A 19,104-nucleotide genomic window follows, 5' to 3' on the forward strand; every position below is an offset into this window, starting at 1 on the left:
CGTTCAGGCATGCGCGGGATGCGCGGGTTCGGACACGGCGGCCGGCCGGTGCTGCGCGCCCGTGTGCCAGGCGGGCAGGCGCGGGCCCGCGCCGAACAGCTTCTCGCGCAGCGTCGGCGCGGGATCGTAGTCTTCCTTGTAGACGCCGCGGTTCTGCAGCTCGGGCACGACCCAGTCGACGAAATCCTCGAACGACTCGGGCATCACGGTGCGCGTCAGGTTGAAGCCGTCGATGCCGGTCTCGTCGATCCACGACTGCAGTTCGTCCGCGACCTGCGACGGCGAGCCGACGATCGGCGCATAGCGGCCGCCGAGCGACATCTGTTCGAGCATCCGCCGCACGGTCCACGTGCCGGTCGTGCTCTTGCGCGAGATCGCGTCGACGGCCGACTGGATCGAATCGGTCTTCACGTACGAGATCGGCTCGTCGAGGCCGTACTTCGCGAAGTCGATGCCGGTCGAGCTCGCGAAATGCGCGAGGCCGGCTTCGGGGCTCGCGTAGCGCCGGTATTCGTCGAATTTCTCGCGCGCAAGCCGCTCGGTTTCGGCCGTCACGACGCTCACGCCCGCGAAGATCCGGATCGACGCCGGATCGCGGCCCTGCCGAGCGGCGGCCGCGCGGATGTCGAGCGCCGCCGCGCGCGCGGCGGCCTTGCTCTGCCCGTTCACGAACACGCATTCCGCATGACGGCCCGCGAACTCGACGCCGCGCGCGGACGAACCGGCCTGGTACAGCACCGGCGTACGCTGCAGCGACGGCTCGCTCAGGTGGATCGCGTCGATCGAATAGAACGGCCCGTCGTGCTTCACGCGCCGCACCTTGCCCGGCTGCGCGAACACGCGCGCCTGCGCGTCGCGGATCACCGCGTCGTCGTCCCAGCTCTGTTCCCACAGCTTGTAGACGACGTCCATGTAATCGTCCGCGCGCTCGTAGCGGTCGTCGTGGCCGATCTGCTGCGCGAGGCCCATCCCGCGCGCGGCGCTGTCGAGATAGCCGGTGACGATGTTCCAGCCCACCCGCCCCTTCGTCAGGTGATCGAGCGTCGACATGCGGCGCGCGAACAGGTAAGGCGGCTCGTAGGTCAGGTTCGCGGTCACGCCGAAGCCGAGATGCCGCGTGACCTGCGCCATCGCGGGCACGAGCAGCAGCGGATCGTTGACGGGCACCTGCACCGATTCGCGCAGCGCGGCATCGGGGCCGCCGCCGAACACGTCGTACACGCCGACGATATCCGCGAGAAAGATTCCGTCGAACTTGCCGCGTTCGAGCGTCTTCGCGAGATCGGCCCAGTAGTCGAGATCGGTGTAGTGCGCGGAGCGGTCGCGCGGATGCGTCCACAGCCCGTGGTTGATGTGCCCGACGCAGTTCATGTTGAACGCATTGAGCAGGATCTTCTTGCGGTTCGCCGTCGTCATGTTCGCCTCCGTCACCACGCGATCGCGTACAGCGAGCCGAATGCGTTGTCGAGCGCACGGCGCACGGCCGGCGAGTGCTGGTAGATCGCGATGAACTTGCGGATGCGCGGGTCGTTCACGCTGTCCGGCCGCACGACCCACTGGATCGCGAAGTTCTTGTTCTCGGTGCCGTCGAACAGCAGCGCGCTGTTCGGGTCGGTCGTGCCGGCGAGCTTGATGAAGCTCGGGTAGCCCTGCGCGAGATCGACGTCGTCGAGCGAACGCGCGAGCTGCGACGCCTCGAGCGGGATGATCTTCAGGTGCTTCGGGTTGGACACGATGTCGTGCGTCGTCGCCCGGTAGTCGGTGCCCGGCTTCAGCGCGATCAGGCCCGCGCGCTGCAGCAGCAACAGGCCGCGCCCGCCGTTCACCGGATCGTTCGCGATCGCGACCCGCGCGCCGTCCTTCAGCTCGGCGAAGCTTTTCACCTTCTTCGAATAGAGGCCGATCTTCATGATCGTGCCGGGTGCGATCGACACGAAATCGTAGCCGCCCTGCTTCTTCGCGTTCTCGAGAAACGGGATGTGCTGGAAGTAGTTGACGTCGATGTCCTTGTTCGCGAGCGCCGCGTTCGGCGTGTTCCAGTCGGTGAACTCGACGATCCGCACGTCAAGCCCCTGCGCCTTCGCCTCCTTCGCGGCGATCTTCAGCGCCTCGATCTGCGGGCTGGTCGAGATGCCGACCTTCAGCGGCGCGGTGTCGGCACGTGCGCCGTTCGGCAGCACGACGCCGAGCAGCACCGCGAGCAGCGCGGCCGTCAGCAGGCGGGCCGGCCGAGCAAGTTGGCCGGCGGAAAAGCGGGCGGAATAAACGGCATGCAGCATGGAAACCACTCTCCTGTCCAAAGACGGTATCGACGGATGAGCGACGCCGCGGCGAACGCGCGGGCGTTCTCCGGACAATCGTCGTCGCATCGGAAAAGGATCAGCTGATGATAGAGAGCGGCGGGTGGGCGGTCTACGAAGCGATTGTGCGAAGAAAATCGCGCGCGGCGATATGGCGGGCGAACGCGTCCGGCCGGGCGCCGGGCCGCCCGGTTGGCCGAAATCCCGGCCTGCCCGCCGCGCGAATTCCGAAATCTCGGAACGGCCTTCGCGCAGCCCTTTCCGCAGACGAAACAGACTCCTTATGAATCAACGATCTACAAGCACGCCGCAGGCGCGCACGCTTGGCACGGAGGTTGCGTAATACCCGGCACACGATGCCGCGAAGCAATGCAGGCATTCCAACATCAGGAGACACGTCTTGCAGACCTCTATCCATACCCCGTCCCATCCCGAGCCGGTTTCCGACGCCGTCGCCGCCCCGCGCGAGCGCTTCTGGCCGGAAGGCTGGTGGAAGCTGATGGAAATCCGCATCGGCATCATTCCGCTGCCCGTCTACTTCATCCTGCTCGCGCTGATCGTCGGCTTCTCGGTGACCGGCAAGGTGCCCGGCGAGATCTCGATGGCGATCGCCGTGCTCGCGTTCTTCGGCTTCACCTGCGCGGAACTCGGCAAGCGCCTGCCGCTGCTGCGCAACATCGGCGCGGCCGCGATCTTCGCGACCTTCGTGCCGTCGGCGCTCACGTACTACCACGTGCTGCCGAAGCCGGTGCTGAACCTGACGACCGAGTTCACGAAGTCGACCAACTTCCTGTACCTGTTCATCGCGTCGATCATCGTCGGCAGCATCCTGAGCATGGACCGGCGCGTGCTGATCCAGGGCTTCGTGAAGATCTTCATCCCGCTCGCGGCCGGCTCGGTCGCGGCCGCGATCGTCGGCACGCTGGTCGGCACCGCGCTCGGCCTCGGCGCGCGCCACACGCTGCTGTACATCGTCGTGCCGATCATGGCGGGCGGCGTCGGCGAAGGCGCGATTCCGCTGTCGATCGGCTATTCGGAACTGATGCACCTGCCGCAGGGCGAGATGTTCGCGATGGTGCTGCCGCCGGTGATGCTCGGCAGCCTGACCGCGATCATCCTGTCGGGCGCGCTCGACATGCTCGGCAAGCGCCTGCCGCACCTGACCGGCAACGGCCGCCTGCAGGTCGGCGAAAGCGGCGACATGACGCCGGAAAACGAGGAAATCCGAGGTCACGTCGACGTCACGCACATCGCGGGCGCCGGCATCACGGCGATCACGCTGTACCTCGTCGGCCTGATGGCGTTCAAGCTGTTCGGCCTGCCCGCGCCGGTCGCGATGCTGTTCCTCGCGGTGCTGGTGAAGCTCGCGCGCGCGGTGTCGCCGCCGCTGCAGGAAGGCGCGTTCGTCGTCTACAAGTTCTTCTCGACCGCCGTCACGTATCCGCTGCTGTTCGCGATCGGCGTCGCGATGACGCCCTGGGACAAGCTGACCGCCGCGTTCACGATCGTCAACGTGGTCACGATCGTGTCGACCGTCGCGACGCTGATGGGCACCGGTTTCGTGGTCGGCCGCCTGCTGAAGATGTACCCTATCGACACCGCAATCGTGAACGCCTGCCATAGCGGGCAAGGCGGCACCGGCGACGTCGCGATCCTGACCGCCGCGAACCGGATGCAGCTGATGCCGTTCGCGCAGATCGCGACGCGCATCGGCGGCGCGATCGTCGTCACGGTGACGCTGATCCTGGTCGCGCACTTCGGATGACGCACCGCCGCGCGCGCCGTCGCGCCGGCCGCTTCGCACGCGCCGCCGCCGGCCTTGCCGGCGCGCGGCGCGCGTCGTTTCGGGCTGGCAGGGCCTGTTCACGCCGATAACAGGCTTCGATGAGGGTGAACGTGCAGAAGAGCTTCAAGGGAATCCCGTGGTGGGGCTGGGCGTCGGCCGCCGTGCTGTATGTCGGCGTGGCGGGCGCGGCCGTCGATTTCGCGTGGGAACGCGCGATCGACGCGCTCGAGGAGGCCGGCGCGCACCGGCTCGACCTGTACGCGTCGAGCCTGAAGAGCGAGCTCGGCCGCTTCGAGATCCTGCCCGGCCTGGTCGCACGGCAGGACGGCGTGCGCGCGATGCTGAAGGCCGCGCCGCACGACGCCCCCGCGCTGGTGCAAACGGTGAACACGTACCTCGAAGCGGTGAACCGCGACGCGGGCAGCGGCGCGGTCGACGTGATCGGCCTGCAGGGCGACGTGATCGCCGCCAGCAACTGGAACGAAACGATCAGCTTCGTCGGCACCAACGTGTCGTACCGGCCGTATTTCAAGGACGCGCTCGCGCGCGGCAGCGGCCGCTTCTTCGGCATCGGCACCAACACGGGCGTGCCGGGCGTCTACTTCGCCAGCGCGGTGCGCGACGACGGCGTGCCGATCGGCGTGGCCGCCGTCAAGATCAGCGTCGATCCGCTCGAATCGGCCTGGCGCGCGCCGGGTGTCGCCGCGATGGTCGTCGACAGCAACGGCGTGGTCGTGATCTCGACCGAACCCGCATGGAAATTCACCGCGCTGCGCCCGATCACCGCGCAGCAGCAGCGCGACATCCAGGCGTCGCGGCAATACGCGGGCCGCACCGTCGACGCGCTGCCGTATCGCCGCATCGGCAGCCACAGCGCGGCCGCGTGGTTCGGCACCTTCCCCGATCCGCGCCGCACCGGCCGCACCACGCGTTATCTCGTGATGTCGCGCCCCGCGCCGCAGGCCGGCGATTCGCTGATGGTGCTGCTCGACATCGCGGGCGCGCGGCGCCAGCAGCAGACGGCCTTCGTGTTCGTCACCGGCGCGTTCCTGATCGCCGCGCTGCTGGCCGGCTACGCGGTCCAGCGCCGCCGGGCGATCGTCGCGCGGCTGAATGCGCAGGACGCGCTGCGCCGTGCGAACGACCGGCTCGAACTGACCGTCGCGCAGCGCACGGCCGCGCTGACGGCCACGAACGAGCAGATGCAGCGCGAGATCGTCGAGCGCGAACGCACCGAGCAGCGGCTGCGCGCGTCGCAGCAGGAAGTCGTGCACGCTGGCAAGCTCGCGGTGCTCGGGCAGATGGCCGCCGGCCTCACGCACGAGCTGAACCAGCCGCTCGTCGCGATCCGCACGCTGTGCGACAACGCGCGCACGTTCTTCGAGCGCGGCCAGCCGGCGCCGGCGCTCGCCAATCTCGAACGGATCGGCAAGCTCGTCGACAGCATGGCCGTGCTCACCGGCGAGCTGAAGACCTTCGCGCGCAAGCCCGATGTCGAGCGCGTCGCGGTGTCGCTGAACGAGGCCGTCGCGCATGCGCGGCTCATCTACGACGCGCGGATCCGCGACGAAGGCGTGCGGCTCGACGTGAACATCGCGCCCGGCACGACCGTGTCGGCCGAATCGAGCCAGTTGCAGCAGGTGATCGTGAACCTGCTCGGCAACGCGCTCGACGCGGTGCACGACGCGCCGGTGCGCCGCATCGTCATCGACGCCGCCGGGCCGGACGAAGCCGGCCGCGTGCGCTTCACGGTCGCCGACAGCGGCGCGGGCATCGCGCCCGACGTGCTGCCGCACCTGTTCGAGCCGTTCGTCACGACCAAGCCGCGCGGCCAGGGTCTCGGGCTCGGCCTCGCGATCACGTCGCGCATCGTCGAGGCGTTCGGCGCGAAGATCGCCGCGACGAACCGCGACGAAGGCGGCGCGCAGTTCAGTATCGAATTCGCGGCGGCGACGCTGCAACCAAGGACAGAGCATGGAAGATGAAATTCGGGTGCTGGTCGTCGAGGACGATGAAAACGTCCGGATCGGCGTCGAGCAGGCCGTCGCGCTTGCCGGGTTCCCGGTCGACGCATTCGCGTCGGCCGCCGACGCGCTTTCGCACGTCGCGCCCGGCGCGCCGGTCGTGATCGTGTCGGACGTGCGGATGCCGGGCATCGACGGGCTGCAGCTGCTCGACCGCGTGATGGCCGTCGATGCGCAGATCCCGGTCGTGCTGATCAGCGGCCATGCGGATATCTCGACGGCCGTCGGCGCGATGCAGGTCGGCGCGTATGACTTCATCGAGAAGCCGTTCTCGTCGGACCTGATCGCGGGCCGCGTCGCGCGTGCGGTCGAGAAGCGCCGCCTCACGCTCGAGGTGCAGGGGCTGCGCGCGGCGCTCGACAACTGGCAGGGCATCGAGGCGTTCATCCTCGGCAAGTCGCCCGCGATGGCCGACGTGCGCAAGAAGATCCTGCGCCTCGCCGATACGGCGGTGTCGGTGCTGATCACCGGCGAGACGGGCACCGGCAAGGAACTGATCGCGCGCAGCCTGCACGACTTCGGCGGCCGGCGCAGCGCGCATTTCGTCGCGCTGAACTGCGGCGGCCTGCCCGAGCAGATCTTCGAGAGCGAACTGTTCGGCCACGAGGCCGGCGCGTTCACCGGCGCGATCAAGAAGCGCATCGGCAAGATCGAATGGGCGCACGGCGGCACGCTGTTCCTCGACGAGATCGAGACGATGCCGATTTCGCTGCAGATCAAGATGCTGCGCGTGCTGCAGGAGCGCGTGATCGAGCGGCTCGGCGCGAACGAGCTGATTCCGGTCGACTGCCGCGTGGTCGCCGCGTCGAAGGCCGACCTCGCCGAGCTCGCGGCCGACGGCCGCTTTCGCGCGGACCTGCTGTATCGCCTCAACGTCGCGCAGATCGAGCTGCCGCCGCTGCGCGAGCGGCGCGAGGACGTGCCGCTGCTGTTCGAGCATTTCGTGCTCGCGGCCGCGCGGCGCTTCGGGCAGCCGGCGCCGGTCGTCACGGCTGCGCAGGTGTCCGAACTGATGACGCACGCGTGGCCCGGCAACGTGCGCGAGCTGCAGAACGTGGCCGACCGCTTCGTGCTCGGGCTGACCGGCGACAGCCTGCTGTCGTCCGGCGGCGCGCCGGCCGCGGGCGGCACGCTCGCGGAGCAGCTTGCGTATTTCGAGCGGATGCTGATCGAGGACATGCTGCGGCGTCACAACGGCAACGTTGCGGACGCAAGCGATGCGCTCGGCATGCCGAAGAAGACGCTCTATCACAAGCTGCGCAACCTGCGGATTCCCGCGCGCGGCGACGCGGCGGCCGACGGCGGCGAATGACGCGAACGAGGATACGCACAACAGCATGGATCGCATCGAAGTCACCGAACCCGGCCGCATCGCCGGCCACCTGATCCGCGGCGTCACGCGCGCGCAAAAGACCTTCCGCCCGAGCGACTGGCCCGAGCGCCTCGCCGGCGTCATCACGCTGTTCGTCGGCGAACGGCGCCCCGGCTATCCGTGCGCGCTGTCGCGGCTTGCGATGCCCGTCGTCGACGGCGGCGCCAAATGCCTGTTCGTGTCGGACGAATTGCGCGATGTGTGCGCCGATGCATTCGACTTCGCGATGCAGTTCGCCGCCGACAACGATCTTCCCGTCGAGCTTCAGGCCGCGCCCGCGTTGACGGTGCGCTGACGCGCGGGCCGCCGGCTTCCCCCTTTTTTCGATGCGGTTGCGCACGCGCGCAGGCCGTCGCGCGCCCTTTCGGTTCGGAAATCCATCGTCAGATGATTGAAGGCTTCGACTTACCCTTACGCTCCGACAACGGTTTGCGGCGCAGCCATCAATAAAATTGATCGCCACGATGAAAATTATGCGTTTTCCTTGCAGGTCGCCGTGATGCATAGTTGCGTCGTGTTGACGCACCTTTAAGTCTTTCAGCCATGAACATGCGAATCGAGCCTTCGGTGCTCGCGAACCCCGACCTGCAATTTGCGACGCTTTCGTCAGGCATCAGCCTGCCGTATGTCGAGCGGGGCAGCGGCGCACCGATGGTGTTCGTGCACGGCTCGCTGTGCGACTACCGCTACTGGGATCCGCAGCTTGCGTCGCTGTCGGCCCACTACCGCTGCATCGCGCCGAGCCTCAGCCACTACTGGCCGGCCGTCGAAGCGGGCATCCAGGACGAGTTCAGCTGGCAGAACCATGTCGACGAGCTCGCCGAATTCATCGACGCGCTCGATCTCGGCCCCGTGCATCTGGTCGGTCATTCGCGCGGCGGCAGCGTGGCGTTCAACGTCGCGCGCCAGCATCCGCATCTCGTCGAGTCGCTCACGCTCGCCGATCCGGGCGGCCCGCTGCAACAGCAGGGCGTGCTCGAAGCCGTGCTGCCGGCTGCCGCGATCGCGCTGCGCACGAAGGCCGTGAACCTGATCGGGCAAGGCGACGTCGAATCCGGCATCGAGATGTTCGTCGATTCGGTGAGCCTGCCCGGCGCGTGGAAGAAGAGCACGTCGCGTTTCCGCACGATGGCGATCGACAACGCCAGCACGCTGCCGAAGCAGCTGCGCGACCCGCTGCCTGCGTACTCGCAGCACACGGCCGCCGATATCGCATGCCGCACGCTGCTGATCGACGGCCAGCGCAGCCCGAAGATGTTCCGCAACAACGTCGACACGCTGTCGCAGTGGATCGGCAATGCGCAACGGCAGACCGTTGCTGGTGCATCGCACGGGATGAACGCGGCGAGCCCCGCGGTGTTCAACCGATACGTGCACGAGTTCGTCGCCGCGTAATTTCCCGGGCGGCATTCGTTCCGCCCGGTCTCGTCCCCTCTTTTCGAAATGATGCGGGCTACCCTGCATCGCTTCGCGATCCTCTACGTTACGCGACCGGCTTCGCCTTGCGCGTCACCGCATCCGGCAACCCGAACACGCTGTCGAACGCCCAGTTGTACGCGAACGTGAAGATCGGGAAGAACACGATCAGCACCGCGTCGTACAGGAACGCCTGCAGCAGCGACACGTCGAGCCACCACGCGATCAGCGGGATCAGGAACGTCACGAGCGCGACCTGGAAACCGATCGCATGCACGACGCGGCGCCCAACGGTGCGCGTGGTTTCCGCGCTGCGTCGCTCCCACGCCTCGAACGCGAAGTTGTACAGAAAATTGACGGTGACACCTGTCGTCGAGATCATCACGCCCAGCAGGCCGCTCGTCGCCGCGCTCGCGCCGCTCAGCATGCCGAGCACCGACGACGCGACCAGGATGCCGAGCACCTCGAACATCGCGACGTAGACTATGCGTCTCTTCCATCCTTGCATGACCATCCACCTTGCTATCGAACAAGGTGGCGAGACTAGCAGCGGGTACCTCGTCCGCCAAAGTCAGGTCCTTTCAATTTTTCTGACAGGAGGCCGCGGATGCTGACCAGCGACCACATCGACATGCTGCTGACCGTCATCGACAAAGGCTCGTTCTCGGCGGCCGCGCGTGCGCTCGGCCGCACGCCGTCGGCGGTCAGCATGGCGATCGCCAACCTCGAGGCAGAACTCGACCTCGTGCTGTTCGACCGCGGCACGCGCGAGCCGACGCCAACCGCCGCAATGGCCGCGCTGTTGCCCGATGCGCGATCGATCGCGGAGCGGCTGCACGTGCTGCGTGCGCATGCGCAGCATCTGTCCGAAGGCGTCGAGAACACACTGAGGCTCGGGCTCGCGGCCGAAATCGACGGCGCGCCGGTTGCCCGTGCGCTAACGGCCGTGGCCGCGAAATATCCGGCGCTCGCGATCAGCATCGTCACCGCGCCGCAGGACACGATCGTCGATGCGCTGCATCGCGGCGCCGTCGATCTGTGCGTCGCATACGGCGGGCTCGATCTTCATCCGCAGGAACAGATCCACGCGCTGTGGACCGAGACGCTCTTCGCAGTCGCCGCGCCGAGCCATCCGGCGATCGCCGAATGCGCGCAGCCCGAAGCGATCGAGCGGCTGTCGGGCTTCCGGCAGATCGTGATCGCCGATCCCGAACGGCCGCTGACCGACGTGCGGCCGCTGATCGGCAACCGCACGTGGAAGGTGACCGACATGGCCACCGCGATCGCGCTCGTGAAGGCCGGTCATGGCTGGGCGAATTTGCCGGAATCCGTGATCGGCCGATACATCGCCGACGGCGAACTCGTGCCGCTCGTGTTCGCGAACATCCGCAACGGGCTGCCGCTGCCCGTATTCCTGCGGCGGCCGAAGCACACGGGGCTCGGCAAGGCGGCGAGCGAACTGGTTCGCGCGCTGCGGGCTGAGGGCGATGAGAATTAAAGGTTTCCGCATTTGGCGGTGGATGGATGCTGCGGCGGAACGATGCAACACCAACATCACGGCGGCGGCCGTTTTTCCGAGGAGGTGAGGTTTTGCGCGGTTTAGACTGGAAAATAGCGCCCGGCTCTTTTATTGCCCTTGCCTTTATCAACTCCTTACCTTAATGTAAGGAGCAGTGGAGGGTAATTATGACAGCCGCAACTATCACATCAAAGGGCCAGGTCACGATTCCGGTGGACGTGCGCAACCAGCTCGGTTTGGCGTCCGGCGACCGGATCGAGTTCAGTTTCAACGAGGCAACGGGGCGGTACGAGATATATCCGGCCACGCGCTCGGTCGCATCGCTCAAGGGCATCGTGAAGAAGCCCGCCAAACCGGTCTCGATCGAGGACATGAACCGCGCCATCGCCGAGCGGGGAGCATCCGCGCGATGATCGGACTGGATACGAACGTACTGGTCCGCTATTTCGCGCAAGACGATGCCGTGCAGTCCAAGAAGGCGACGACGCTGATGGAATCCCTGTCGGCCGATCGGCCGGGCTATGTCTCGCAGGTGGCGCTCGTCGAGGTCGTGTGGGTGCTCGCGCGCTGCTACGGTGTCGAGCGCGACCAGATGAAGGACATTGTCGACTCGGTGATCGGCACGAAGGAACTGGTCGTCGAAGCTGCGGACACAGTGCGAAAGGCACTTCGTGTTTTCGCGGCATCAGACAAGGCAGATTTCGCGGACTGCCTGATCGAGCGGTCGGGGCACGTTGCCGAGTGCGAGTACACCGCCACTTTCGACGTGACGGCCTCGAAGGTCATCGGAATGCAGTTGATCAAGTAACGACGGCACTGGCTGATAGCAGGAAAAGCCCGCAATCGATGGGGATTGGCGGGGGTTCGTTCGCGACCGATGAGCGAATCGAATTTGAGGTACTGGTCATGCTCGGCGGTGATATCCCCGACCGAATGACCATCGACTCCATCGAGATCCTCCCCGGCAACCTTCACATCCAGCTCAACGAGATTGCCCCTGACTGGATGCATCCGTCTCAAAATGCGGATACCCAAAATTAACCGGTGCGGCGGCGATCGCCGCCGCACCGTCGGCCAACGCATGACGTGCTGACCGTTAGTTGCATCCAACTACACCGCTGCCGCCGCCGCGCTTTGAATCGAATCGACCAGCGACGCGTTGTCATAACGTCGTCCGGCAATGCCCCATCCGCCGTCGACGGCATGCACCACATTCACCCACACTTGCGCCGGCGTCAGCCGCCCGCCGGCCCGATGCAGCACGATTTCAGTCGCCCGTTCGACGAATTCCCGCTGTTTGTCGGGCGCCGCGAGCGCCACGGCTGGCAGCTTCAGTTCGACGAACGCGGCAGGCTCCGCGCGGCCGTGCACGAAGGTCCGGTGCCGCGGCAGCACGTTGAGCGTGCCCACCACGTTCGGCGCCAGGAACCCGTTCCCGGTCAACCCTTCGACTTCCAGCAGCGCATCGGTCAGCTCTGCAAACACCGGCCCCTCATCGTCCGGCGTGAAAACCCCTTCGGAAACTGTCAGCGTAATCGGCATCGCACTTGGGCGGCGTCACGCTCGCGCGAGCGGTGCGCGACCCCGAACTGGCACAGCGCATCGCCGATGCGGTCGGCCGCTACGCGGTGGTGATCGCCGAACGCACGGATGTGCAGCCCGAGCCACAGGCATAGCGGACGACCCATAAAAAACCCCGATCCGCATTGCCACGGATCGGGGTTCTTCGATCGACCACTTGTCTGGATGGCCCGTCGCGGGCCGCTGCGTCAACGCGCGGCGACCTCCGCCTTGACGGACGCCGCATCGCCAACCGCCGTCGGCGCCGCGCCCCACCCGCCGCCCAATGCACGGATCAGGTTCACGGTCGACACGGCCTGCGCGCCGGTCAGCTGGTTCACCTGCAGTTGCGACTGCAGCACCGAGCGCTCGCTGTCGATCACGTCGAGATACGCGACCTCGCCTTCCTGATACTGCGTACGCGACAGCGTTGCCGCACGACGCGACGCATTGACGGCCGCATCCTGCGCGCGGATCTGGTCGTCGAGCAGGCGCAGATCGGCGAGATTGTCCTCGACCTCGCGGAACGCGACGAGCACCTGCTGCCGGTAGTTCGCAACCTGCTCGTCGTACTGCGCGCGCGCCTGCTGCACGCCGGCCGCACGACGCCCGCCGTCGAACAGCGGCAGCGTCAGCGCGGTGCCGGCGAATGGCCCGAGCAGGAACGTGCGGCTCGACCACAGGAACAGGTTGCCGAGCGTCGACGCCTCATAGCCGAACGCCCCCGTGATATCGAGCTTCGGGAAGTATGCCGATTTCGCGAGGCCGATCCGCGCGTTCGCGGCCGCCATCGCGCGCTCGGCCGCCGACACGTCCGGACGGCGTTCGAGCAGCGCGGACGGCAGGCCCGGCGGAATCTTCACGCCCACCGGCACGATCGGCGTTTCCTTGAACGCGAAATCCGCGGGCGCCTTGCCGAGCAGGATCGCGAGCGCATGCTCGGACGCCGCGCGCCGGCGCGCGACGCCGACCGCATCGGCCTGCGCACTGGCCAGTTCGTTCTTCGCGCGCGACACGTCGAGCTCGCTGATGTCGCCTTCGTTGAAGCGGCGCTGCACGAGCTTCAGCGCCTGATCGCGCAACTCCACCGTGCGGCGGTACAGGTCCTGGTCCGAATCAAGCTGGCGCAGTTCGAAGTAGTTCTGCGCGACGTCCGCCTGCAGCGCGAGCTGCACCGAGCGGAACAGCGCCTCGCTCTGCGCCTGGTCGGCACGCGACGCCTCGACGTTGCGGCCGACGCGGCCGAACAGGTCGGCTTCATAGGACACCGTGCCCTGCGCGCGCCACAGCGTCGCGTTGGTCGGGCCCGTGCCCTGCGGCTGGAGCTGCGACGCCGACGACAGCCCTTGGCGCGTCGGCCCGAAACCGGCGCCGACCTGCGGGAACCATTGCGAGCGCGCGGAACGCGTCGCCGCACGCGCTTCCTCGACACGCGCGGCCGCGGCCTTCAGGTTCTGGTTCGCGGCGAGCGCCTGCGTCTCGAGCGAATCGAGCACCGGGTCGCCGAACACCGTCCACCATTCGCCGCGATGCGTGCCGTCCGACGGCTCGGCCGTCTTCCACGTGCCGGCCTGTTCGCCCGCGGCGAGCGTCGGCGCTTCCTTGAACGCGGCGGGCGTCGCTGCATCCGGGCGCTTGTAGTCGGGGCCCACCGCGCACGCGGCGAGCAGCGTCGCGAGCAGGGTGCTCGCGGCCGCCACCTTCGCGAAGCGCATCAGGCCATTCGTGTTGTGCAAGTTGTTCATCTTCTTATCCTCAAGCATCCGGAGCCGGTACGCCCGGAGCCGGCACGCCGTAACCCGCCGAGTCCTTGCCGGCGACGTGGATCTTGCCGCCCGCGAGCGTACGCAGCACGACGTAGAACACCGGCGTCAGCATCAGCCCGAACAGCGTCACGCCAAGCATCCCGAAGAACACCGCGATCCCCATCGCATGGCGCATCTCCGAACCCGCGCCCGTCGACACGACGAGCGGCACGACGCCCATGATGAACGCGATCGACGTCATCAGGATCGGGCGCAGCCGCAGCCGGCTCGCCTCGATCGCGGCCTCGAGCGGCGTCCTGCCGTCGTGTTCGAGCTCGCGCGCGAATTCGACGATCAGGATCGCGTTCTTCGCCGACAGCCCCACCAGCACCATCAAGCCGATCTGCGTGAAGATGTTGTTGTCGCCCTGCGTGAGCCACACGCCCGTCAGCGCCGACAGAATGCTCATCGGCACGATCAGGATCACCGCGAGCGGCAGCGTCAGGCTTTCATACAGCGCCGCGAGCACGAGGAACACAAGCAGCACGCTGATCGGGAATACATACATCGCCGAATCGCCCGCGAGGATCTGCTGGTACGTGAGGTCGGTCCACTCAAACCGCACGCCGCGCGGCAGCGTCTCGTGCGCGATACGCTCGATCGCGGCCTGCGCCTGGCCCGACGAGAAGCCCGGCGCCGGGCCGCCGTTGATGTCGGCCGCCGTGTAGCCGTTGTAGCGCACGACCATCTCCGGGCCGAACGTCGGCGTCACCGTGACGAGCGACGACAGCGGCACCATCTCGCCCTTGTCGTTGCGCGTCTTCAACTGCAGGATGTCGTCCGCGCGCTGGCGGAACGGCGCGTCGGCCTGCACGCGCACCTGGTACACGCGCCCGAAACGGTTGAAGTCGTTCACGTACAGCGAGCCGAGATACACCTGCATCGTGTTGAACACGTCGGTGACCGGCACGCCGAGCTGCTTCGCCTTCACGCGGTCGAGATCGACGTTGAGCTGCGGCACGTTGATCTGGTAGCTCGTGAACAACGGGCCGAGTTCCGGCGCCTGCTGCGCGCGCTTGATGAAGTCGTTGGTCGCATCCGCGAGCCGCGCATAGCCGACCGCGCCGCGATCCTCGATCTGCATCTTGAACCCGCCGAGCGTGCCGAGGCCGAGCACCGGCGGCGGCGGGAACACCGCGACGAACGAATCCTTCATCGCGCCATACTGCTGGTTCAGCGCACCCGCGATCGCACCGGCCGACAGCGCCTTGCCATGACGTTCCGAGAACGGCTTCAGCGTGACGAACACGATGCCCGCGCTCGAGCTGTTGGTGAAGCCGTTCACCGACAGCCCCGGGAACGCGACCGCGCTCTCGACGCCCGGCTGCTTCAGCGCGATCGAGCCCATGTCGCGGATCACCTTCTCGGTGCGGTCGAGCGACGCGCCGTTCGGCAACTGCGCGAACGCGATCAGGTATTCCTTGTCCTGCGCGGGCACGAAGCCGCCCGGCACGACCTTCGACACGAGCACGGTCGCGCCCACCAGCACGAGGTACACGCCCAGCATCAGCGTCTTGCGCGACAGCACGCCGCGCACGCCGCGGCCGTAGTTCTCCGCGCCGCGATGGAACACCTTGTTGAAGCCGCGGAAGAAGCCCCCGAGCACGCGGTTCATCACGCGCGTGAGCCAGTCTTCCTTGTCGCCATGCCCCTTCAGCAGGATCGCGGACAGCGCCGGCGACAGCGTCAGCGAGTTGAACGCCGAGATCACCGTCGAGATCGCGATCGTCATCGCGAACTGCTTGTAGAACTGGCCGGTCAGGCCCGACATGAACGCGAGCGGCACGAACACGGCGACGAGCGTCAGCGCGATCGCGATGATCGGCCCGCTCACTTCCTGCATCGCCTTGTAGGTCGCCTGCCGCGCGTTCATCCCGCTCTCGATGTTGCGCTCGACGTTCTCGACGACGACGATCGCATCGTCGACCACGATCCCGATCGCGAGCACCATCCCGAACAATGACAACGCGTTGATCGAATACCCGAATGCGAGCAGCAGCGAGAACGTGCCGATGATCGACACCGGCACCGCGATCAGCGGAATCAGCGACGCGCGCCAGGTCTGCAGGAACACGATCACGACGATCACGACCAGCGCGATCGCTTCGAGCAGCGTGTGCACGACGGCCTTGATCGACGAACGCACGAACTGCGTCGGGTCATAGACGATCTTGTAGTCGATGCCCGCCGGCATGTCCTGCTTCAGCTCGGCCATCGTCTTGCGCACTTCGTCCGAGATCTGCAGCGAGTTCGCGCCCGGCGACTGGTTGATCGCCATCGCGACGGCCGGCTTGTTATCGAGCAGCGAGCGCAGCCCGTATTCGGACGCGTCGAGCTGGATCCGCGCGATGTCGCGCAGGCGCGTGACGCCGCCGTCCGGTGTCGTCTTCACGACGATGTCGCCGAATTCGTCTTCCGTCTGCAGGCGGCCGCGCGCGTTCACCGACAGCTGCAGCGGCGTGCCGGGCAGCGACGGCGACGCGCCGATCACGCCGGCCGCGACCTGCACGTTCTGCTCGCGGATCGCCTGCACGACGTCCTCGGCCGACAGCCCGCGCTGCGCGACCTTCTGCGGATCGAGCCACACGCGCATCGCGTAGTCGCCCGAACCCCACAGCTGCACCTGGCCGACGCCCTGGATCCGCGACAGGCGATCCTTCACGTTGATCAGCGCGTAGTTGCGCAGGTAGGTCATGTCGTAGCGGTTGTCCGGCGAGATCAGGTGGACCACCATCGTCAGCGTCGGCGAGCTCTTCACCGTCGTGATGCCGAGCCGCTGCACGTCTTCCGGCAGGCGCGGCAGCGCCTGGTTCACGCGGTTCTGCACGAGCTGCGTGGCCTTGTCCGGATCGGTGCCGAGCTTGAACGTGACGGTGATCGTCATGTTGCCGTCGCTGTTCGCCTGCGACTGCATGTAGAGCATGTCCTCGACGCCGTTGATCTGCTCTTCAAGCGGCGACGCGACCGTCTCGGCGATCACTTTCGGGTTTGCGCCCGGGTACTGCGCCTTCACGATCACGGAAGGCGGCACGACTTCCGGATATTCCGAAATCGGCAGCAGGAACATCGCGATCACCCCGCCAAGCAGGATGATCACCGATAGGACTCCTGCAAAGATCGGCCGGTCGATAAAGAATTTGGAAATGTTCATGTGTGGCTCTGTCTGGTTGAACGCGGAAGCGAAGCGGCGTGCCGCTTACGAATCCGCCTTCGCCGGTGCGGCCGGCTTCGCGTTGTCCGCCAGCGGCGCGGACGGTGCATCGCCTCCCGTCATCGGGACCATGTGCGGCTTCACCTGCTCGCCGGGGCGCACGCGCTGCGTGCCGTTCACGACCACGCGATCGCCGGCGGACAGGCCGCTCACGATCACGCGCCGGTTGCCGTGCTGCATCCCCTGCTGCACTTCGCGGTACGACACGCGGCCCTGCTGGTCGACCACGAACACGAACTTCTTCTCCTGGTCGGTGTTGATCGCCGCGTCGTCGACAAGCAGCGCCTGGTGCGGCGCGCTGCCGCCCACCTTCACGCGTGCGTAGAGGCCCGGGACGAGTGCGCCGTCAGCATTGTCGAAGCGCGCACGCACGCGGATCGTGCCGGACGACGTGTCGAGCCGGTTGTCGACCGAGTCGATCTCGCCGCTCCTCGAATAGCCGGTTTCGTTCGCGAGGCCGAGCTCGACCGGCACCTTGCGGCCGTTGCGCGCGCCGTTGATGTATTGCAGGTAGGTCTGCTCGTCCGCGTCGAACGACGCGTAGATCGGCGACACCGACACCAGCGTCGTCAGCGGCGCGGCCGACGCGCCGGCCGACACGACGTTGCCGAGCGTGATTTCCGCGCGCGACACGCGGCCGGACACCGGCGCGGTGATCCGCGTATAGCCGAGGTTGATGCGCGCCGTTTCCAGCGCGGCATCGGCGGCCTTCAGGTTCGCGTTCGCCTCGCGCGCGGCGTTCTGCTTCTCGTCGTAGTCGCGCTTCGCGATCGCGTTGTCGCCGATCAGCCGCTGCGCGCGCTGCCAGTCGCTCTGCGCATAGCCGTTGCGCGCCTGCGCGGCAGCAAGCTGCGCGGCCGCGCGATCGGTCTCGGCCTGGTACGGGCGCGGGTCGATCACGAACAGCACGTCGCCCTTCTTCACGAGCGCGCCGTCCTTGAAGTTCACCGCGACGATCGTGCCCGACACCTGCGGGCGCACGTCGACTTTCTCGACCGCTTCGAGGCGGCCCGAATAACTTTGCCAGTCGGTCACGGTCTGCGGCACGACGGTCGCGACGTCGACTTCGGGCAGCGGCGCGGCCGATTTCTCGGGCGCGTTCGCGTTCACGCGCATTGCGCCGAACGTGCCGAGGCCGACGACGGCGAGCGTCACGATCGCCGCTGTCGCGATTCGGGAACGGGAGGTGCGTAGGATGGCCATGTGGATCTCCAGTAAACGTGGATTGGTTCTGGTTATTCGGAACGGTTCGGCTGGCGCGCCTGGAAGCGGCACTGGAAGAAGCGCACGGCTTCCTCGAAGGCGGCTTCGTGCGTCGCGAGCGCGGCGTGCGTGATGTCCGGATAGCGGATCACCTGCGTGAGCACGCCCGACGAGATCAGGCAGCCCGCATATTTCTCCGCCTCGACGTGCAGCACGTCGTTCTGCGCGGTGACGACGAGCGTCGGCGGCAGCCCCGCGAGGCGCACCGATTCGAGCGGCGCCGCGTACGGGTGCATGCGCTGCGCCGCCTGCGGCAGATACGCGCGATAACAGGCCGCGCATTCGCGCGCAGTGATGTCGGACGCGATGCGCTCGGCGTCGCCGATGCGCGTCATGCTCGGGTCGAGCATCGGCCCGAACAGCGCCTGCGCGGCGATCGACACTTCGCCGCGGTCGCGCGCGATGAAGGCAAGGCAGTTTGCGAGCTGGCCGCCCGCGTCGTGGCCCGCGACCCCGATCTTCTTCGGGTTGCCGCCGAACGCGCGGGCACGCGTCGCGGCCCATACGGCGGCGCGATACGCATCCTCCGGCGCGGCCGGAAAAGGAAAGGCCGGCGCGAGCGAATAATCGACCGACACTACGAGAGCTGGTAAGCGTTCTGCTAAAAAACGCGCGGCGAAATCCGCGTCTTCGAGCGAACCGCGCACGAAGCCGCCGCCGTGGAAATAAAGCACTACCGGTAATCCGGTCTTGTCCGGGCGGCGGTAGAGGCGCAGCACGATGTCCTGCGCGTAGCCGGGAATTTCCACTTCGGCGACCGTCAGTGCCGCGCCCGCCAAGGCTTGCGCGGGCAGTGCGGCTTTCAGGAATTTGCTGAATTCAGAAGCGTCCATGACGATGCAGCATCC

18 protein-coding genes are annotated in these 19,104 nt (G+C 67.1%); 10 read left to right on the top strand and 8 right to left on the bottom strand.

Annotated features, from left to right (window positions below; genetic code table 11):
• Positions 1-3 precede the first annotated feature (3 nt).
• Both BFF94_RS03225 and BFF94_RS03230 read right to left on the bottom strand, forming a co-directional pair.
• Positions 4-1,416, bottom strand: coding sequence for an LLM class flavin-dependent oxidoreductase (locus tag BFF94_RS03225; protein WP_128845174.1), 1,413 nt, complete (start codon positions 1,414-1,416; stop codon positions 4-6).
• An 11-nt stretch (positions 1,417-1,427) separates the two neighbouring features.
• Complete coding sequence (locus tag BFF94_RS03230) at positions 1,428-2,279, bottom strand: MetQ/NlpA family ABC transporter substrate-binding protein (RefSeq protein ID WP_219138984.1); 852 nt, start codon at positions 2,277-2,279, stop codon at positions 1,428-1,430.
• Between the two features lie 421 nt (positions 2,280-2,700).
• On the opposite strand from BFF94_RS03230, the gene BFF94_RS03235 reads away from it, so the two are divergent.
• The 5 genes from BFF94_RS03235 (at position 2,701) to BFF94_RS03255 (ending at position 8,877) form a co-directional block, all read left to right on the top strand.
• A complete protein-coding gene (locus BFF94_RS03235; RefSeq protein ID WP_219138985.1) occupies positions 2,701-4,065 on the top strand; it encodes a 2-hydroxycarboxylate transporter family protein in 1,365 nt (454 codons plus the stop codon).
• A 119-nt stretch (positions 4,066-4,184) separates the two neighbouring features.
• Complete coding sequence (locus tag BFF94_RS03240) at positions 4,185-6,071, top strand: sensor histidine kinase (RefSeq protein WP_219138986.1); 1,887 nt, start codon at positions 4,185-4,187, stop codon at positions 6,069-6,071.
• Positions 6,061-7,422, top strand: coding sequence for a sigma-54-dependent transcriptional regulator (locus tag BFF94_RS03245; RefSeq protein WP_219138987.1), 1,362 nt, complete (start codon positions 6,061-6,063; stop codon positions 7,420-7,422). Before BFF94_RS03240 ends, BFF94_RS03245 begins: the two co-directional genes overlap by 11 nt.
• 25 nt (positions 7,423-7,447) lie before the next feature.
• Positions 7,448-7,777, top strand: a complete 330-nt coding sequence (locus BFF94_RS03250) for a DUF3579 domain-containing protein (RefSeq protein WP_128841251.1) — start codon at positions 7,448-7,450, stop codon at positions 7,775-7,777.
• 248 nt (positions 7,778-8,025) lie between these two features.
• A complete protein-coding gene (locus BFF94_RS03255; RefSeq protein ID WP_128841250.1) occupies positions 8,026-8,877 on the top strand; it encodes an alpha/beta fold hydrolase in 852 nt (283 codons plus the stop codon).
• Between the two features lie 88 nt (positions 8,878-8,965).
• On the opposite strand, the gene BFF94_RS03260 is transcribed toward BFF94_RS03255, so the two are convergent.
• Complete coding sequence (locus tag BFF94_RS03260) at positions 8,966-9,406, bottom strand: PACE efflux transporter (protein ID WP_128841249.1); 441 nt, start codon at positions 9,404-9,406, stop codon at positions 8,966-8,968.
• 99 nt (positions 9,407-9,505) lie between these two features.
• On the opposite strand from BFF94_RS03260, the gene BFF94_RS03265 reads away from it, so the two are divergent.
• The 4 genes from BFF94_RS03265 (at position 9,506) to BFF94_RS03280 (ending at position 11,458) form a co-directional block, all read left to right on the top strand.
• Positions 9,506-10,396 carry a LysR family transcriptional regulator gene (locus BFF94_RS03265; RefSeq protein ID WP_128841248.1) on the top strand — a complete coding sequence of 297 codons (891 nt, stop codon included), beginning with the start codon at positions 9,506-9,508 and terminating at the stop codon, positions 10,394-10,396.
• Positions 10,397-10,584: 188 nt separating this feature from the next.
• Positions 10,585-10,830, top strand: coding sequence for an AbrB/MazE/SpoVT family DNA-binding domain-containing protein (locus BFF94_RS03270; protein ID WP_128841247.1), 246 nt, complete (start codon positions 10,585-10,587; stop codon positions 10,828-10,830).
• A complete protein-coding gene (locus tag BFF94_RS03275) occupies positions 10,827-11,225 on the top strand; it encodes a type II toxin-antitoxin system VapC family toxin (RefSeq protein ID WP_128841246.1) in 399 nt (132 codons plus the stop codon). Before BFF94_RS03270 ends, BFF94_RS03275 begins: the two co-directional genes overlap by 4 nt.
• Positions 11,226-11,263: 38 nt before the next feature.
• The gene (locus BFF94_RS03280; protein ID WP_143269599.1) at positions 11,264-11,458 is read left to right on the top strand and encodes a hypothetical protein; all 195 of its coding nucleotides are present in this window, start codon (positions 11,264-11,266) and stop codon (positions 11,456-11,458) included.
• 69 nt (positions 11,459-11,527) lie between these two features.
• On the opposite strand, the gene BFF94_RS03285 is transcribed toward BFF94_RS03280, so the two are convergent.
• Positions 11,528-11,959 carry a Tautomerase enzyme gene (locus tag BFF94_RS03285; protein ID WP_128841245.1) on the bottom strand — a complete coding sequence of 144 codons (432 nt, stop codon included), beginning with the start codon at positions 11,957-11,959 and terminating at the stop codon, positions 11,528-11,530.
• 5 nt (positions 11,960-11,964) lie between these two features.
• Here BFF94_RS03285 and BFF94_RS38165 point away from each other — a divergent pair, with 5 nt between their 5' ends.
• Positions 11,965-12,093, top strand: coding sequence for a hypothetical protein (locus tag BFF94_RS38165; protein ID WP_281426097.1), 129 nt, complete (start codon positions 11,965-11,967; stop codon positions 12,091-12,093).
• 93 nt (positions 12,094-12,186) lie between these two features.
• On the opposite strand, the gene opcM is transcribed toward BFF94_RS38165, so the two are convergent.
• From opcM to BFF94_RS03310, 4 genes are read right to left on the bottom strand one after another with little or no spacing between them, the layout of a single operon-like run.
• Positions 12,187-13,722 carry a multidrug efflux transporter outer membrane subunit OpcM gene (gene opcM, locus BFF94_RS03295; RefSeq protein ID WP_128841244.1) on the bottom strand — a complete coding sequence of 512 codons (1,536 nt, stop codon included), beginning with the start codon at positions 13,720-13,722 and terminating at the stop codon, positions 12,187-12,189.
• A 10-nt stretch (positions 13,723-13,732) separates the two neighbouring features.
• Positions 13,733-16,933, bottom strand: a complete 3,201-nt coding sequence (gene ceoB / locus BFF94_RS03300) for a multidrug efflux RND transporter permease subunit CeoB (protein WP_128841243.1) — start codon at positions 16,931-16,933, stop codon at positions 13,733-13,735.
• A gap of 45 nt (positions 16,934-16,978) precedes the next feature.
• Positions 16,979-18,196 (bottom strand): multidrug efflux RND transporter periplasmic adaptor subunit CeoA, encoded by a 1,218-nt coding sequence (gene ceoA, locus BFF94_RS03305; RefSeq protein WP_128841242.1) that lies wholly within the window; start codon positions 18,194-18,196, stop codon positions 16,979-16,981.
• A 32-nt stretch (positions 18,197-18,228) separates the two neighbouring features.
• Positions 18,229-19,089, bottom strand: a complete 861-nt coding sequence (locus tag BFF94_RS03310) for an alpha/beta hydrolase (protein ID WP_128841241.1) — start codon at positions 19,087-19,089, stop codon at positions 18,229-18,231.
• Positions 19,090-19,104 lie beyond the last annotated feature (15 nt).

The sequence above is a fragment of the Burkholderia catarinensis genome (genome assembly GCF_001883705.2).
In the GTDB taxonomy this organism is placed as follows: Bacteria; Pseudomonadota; Gammaproteobacteria; order Burkholderiales; family Burkholderiaceae; genus Burkholderia; species Burkholderia catarinensis.

Bases quoted from the DNA above. Each gene is read 5' to 3' on its own strand.
- BFF94_RS03275 (WP_128841246.1), top strand. From the start codon at position 10,827: ATGATCGGACTGGATACGAACGTACTGGTCCGCTATTTCGCGCAAGAC.
- BFF94_RS03265 (WP_128841248.1), top strand. From the start codon at position 9,506: ATGCTGACCAGCGACCACATCGACATGCTGCTGACCGTCATCGACAAA.
- ceoB (WP_128841243.1), bottom strand. From the start codon at position 16,933: ATGAACATTTCCAAATTCTTTATCGACCGGCCGATCTTTGCAGGAGTC.
- BFF94_RS03225 (WP_128845174.1), bottom strand. From the start codon at position 1,416: ATGACGACGGCGAACCGCAAGAAGATCCTGCTCAATGCGTTCAACATG.
- BFF94_RS03230 (WP_219138984.1), bottom strand. From the start codon at position 2,279: ATGCTGCATGCCGTTTATTCCGCCCGCTTTTCCGCCGGCCAACTTGCT.
- ceoA (WP_128841242.1), bottom strand. From the start codon at position 18,196: ATGGCCATCCTACGCACCTCCCGTTCCCGAATCGCGACAGCGGCGATC.
- BFF94_RS03270 (WP_128841247.1), top strand. From the start codon at position 10,585: ATGACAGCCGCAACTATCACATCAAAGGGCCAGGTCACGATTCCGGTG.
- BFF94_RS03240 (WP_219138986.1), top strand. From the start codon at position 4,185: ATGAGGGTGAACGTGCAGAAGAGCTTCAAGGGAATCCCGTGGTGGGGC.
- BFF94_RS03255 (WP_128841250.1), top strand. From the start codon at position 8,026: ATGAACATGCGAATCGAGCCTTCGGTGCTCGCGAACCCCGACCTGCAA.
- BFF94_RS03245 (WP_219138987.1), top strand. From the start codon at position 6,061: ATGGAAGATGAAATTCGGGTGCTGGTCGTCGAGGACGATGAAAACGTC.
- BFF94_RS03285 (WP_128841245.1), bottom strand. From the start codon at position 11,959: ATGCCGATTACGCTGACAGTTTCCGAAGGGGTTTTCACGCCGGACGAT.
- BFF94_RS03260 (WP_128841249.1), bottom strand. From the start codon at position 9,406: ATGCAAGGATGGAAGAGACGCATAGTCTACGTCGCGATGTTCGAGGTG.
- opcM (WP_128841244.1), bottom strand. From the start codon at position 13,722: ATGAACAACTTGCACAACACGAATGGCCTGATGCGCTTCGCGAAGGTG.
- BFF94_RS03280 (WP_143269599.1), top strand. From the start codon at position 11,264: ATGGGGATTGGCGGGGGTTCGTTCGCGACCGATGAGCGAATCGAATTT.
- BFF94_RS03310 (WP_128841241.1), bottom strand. From the start codon at position 19,089: ATGGACGCTTCTGAATTCAGCAAATTCCTGAAAGCCGCACTGCCCGCG.
- BFF94_RS03250 (WP_128841251.1), top strand. From the start codon at position 7,448: ATGGATCGCATCGAAGTCACCGAACCCGGCCGCATCGCCGGCCACCTG.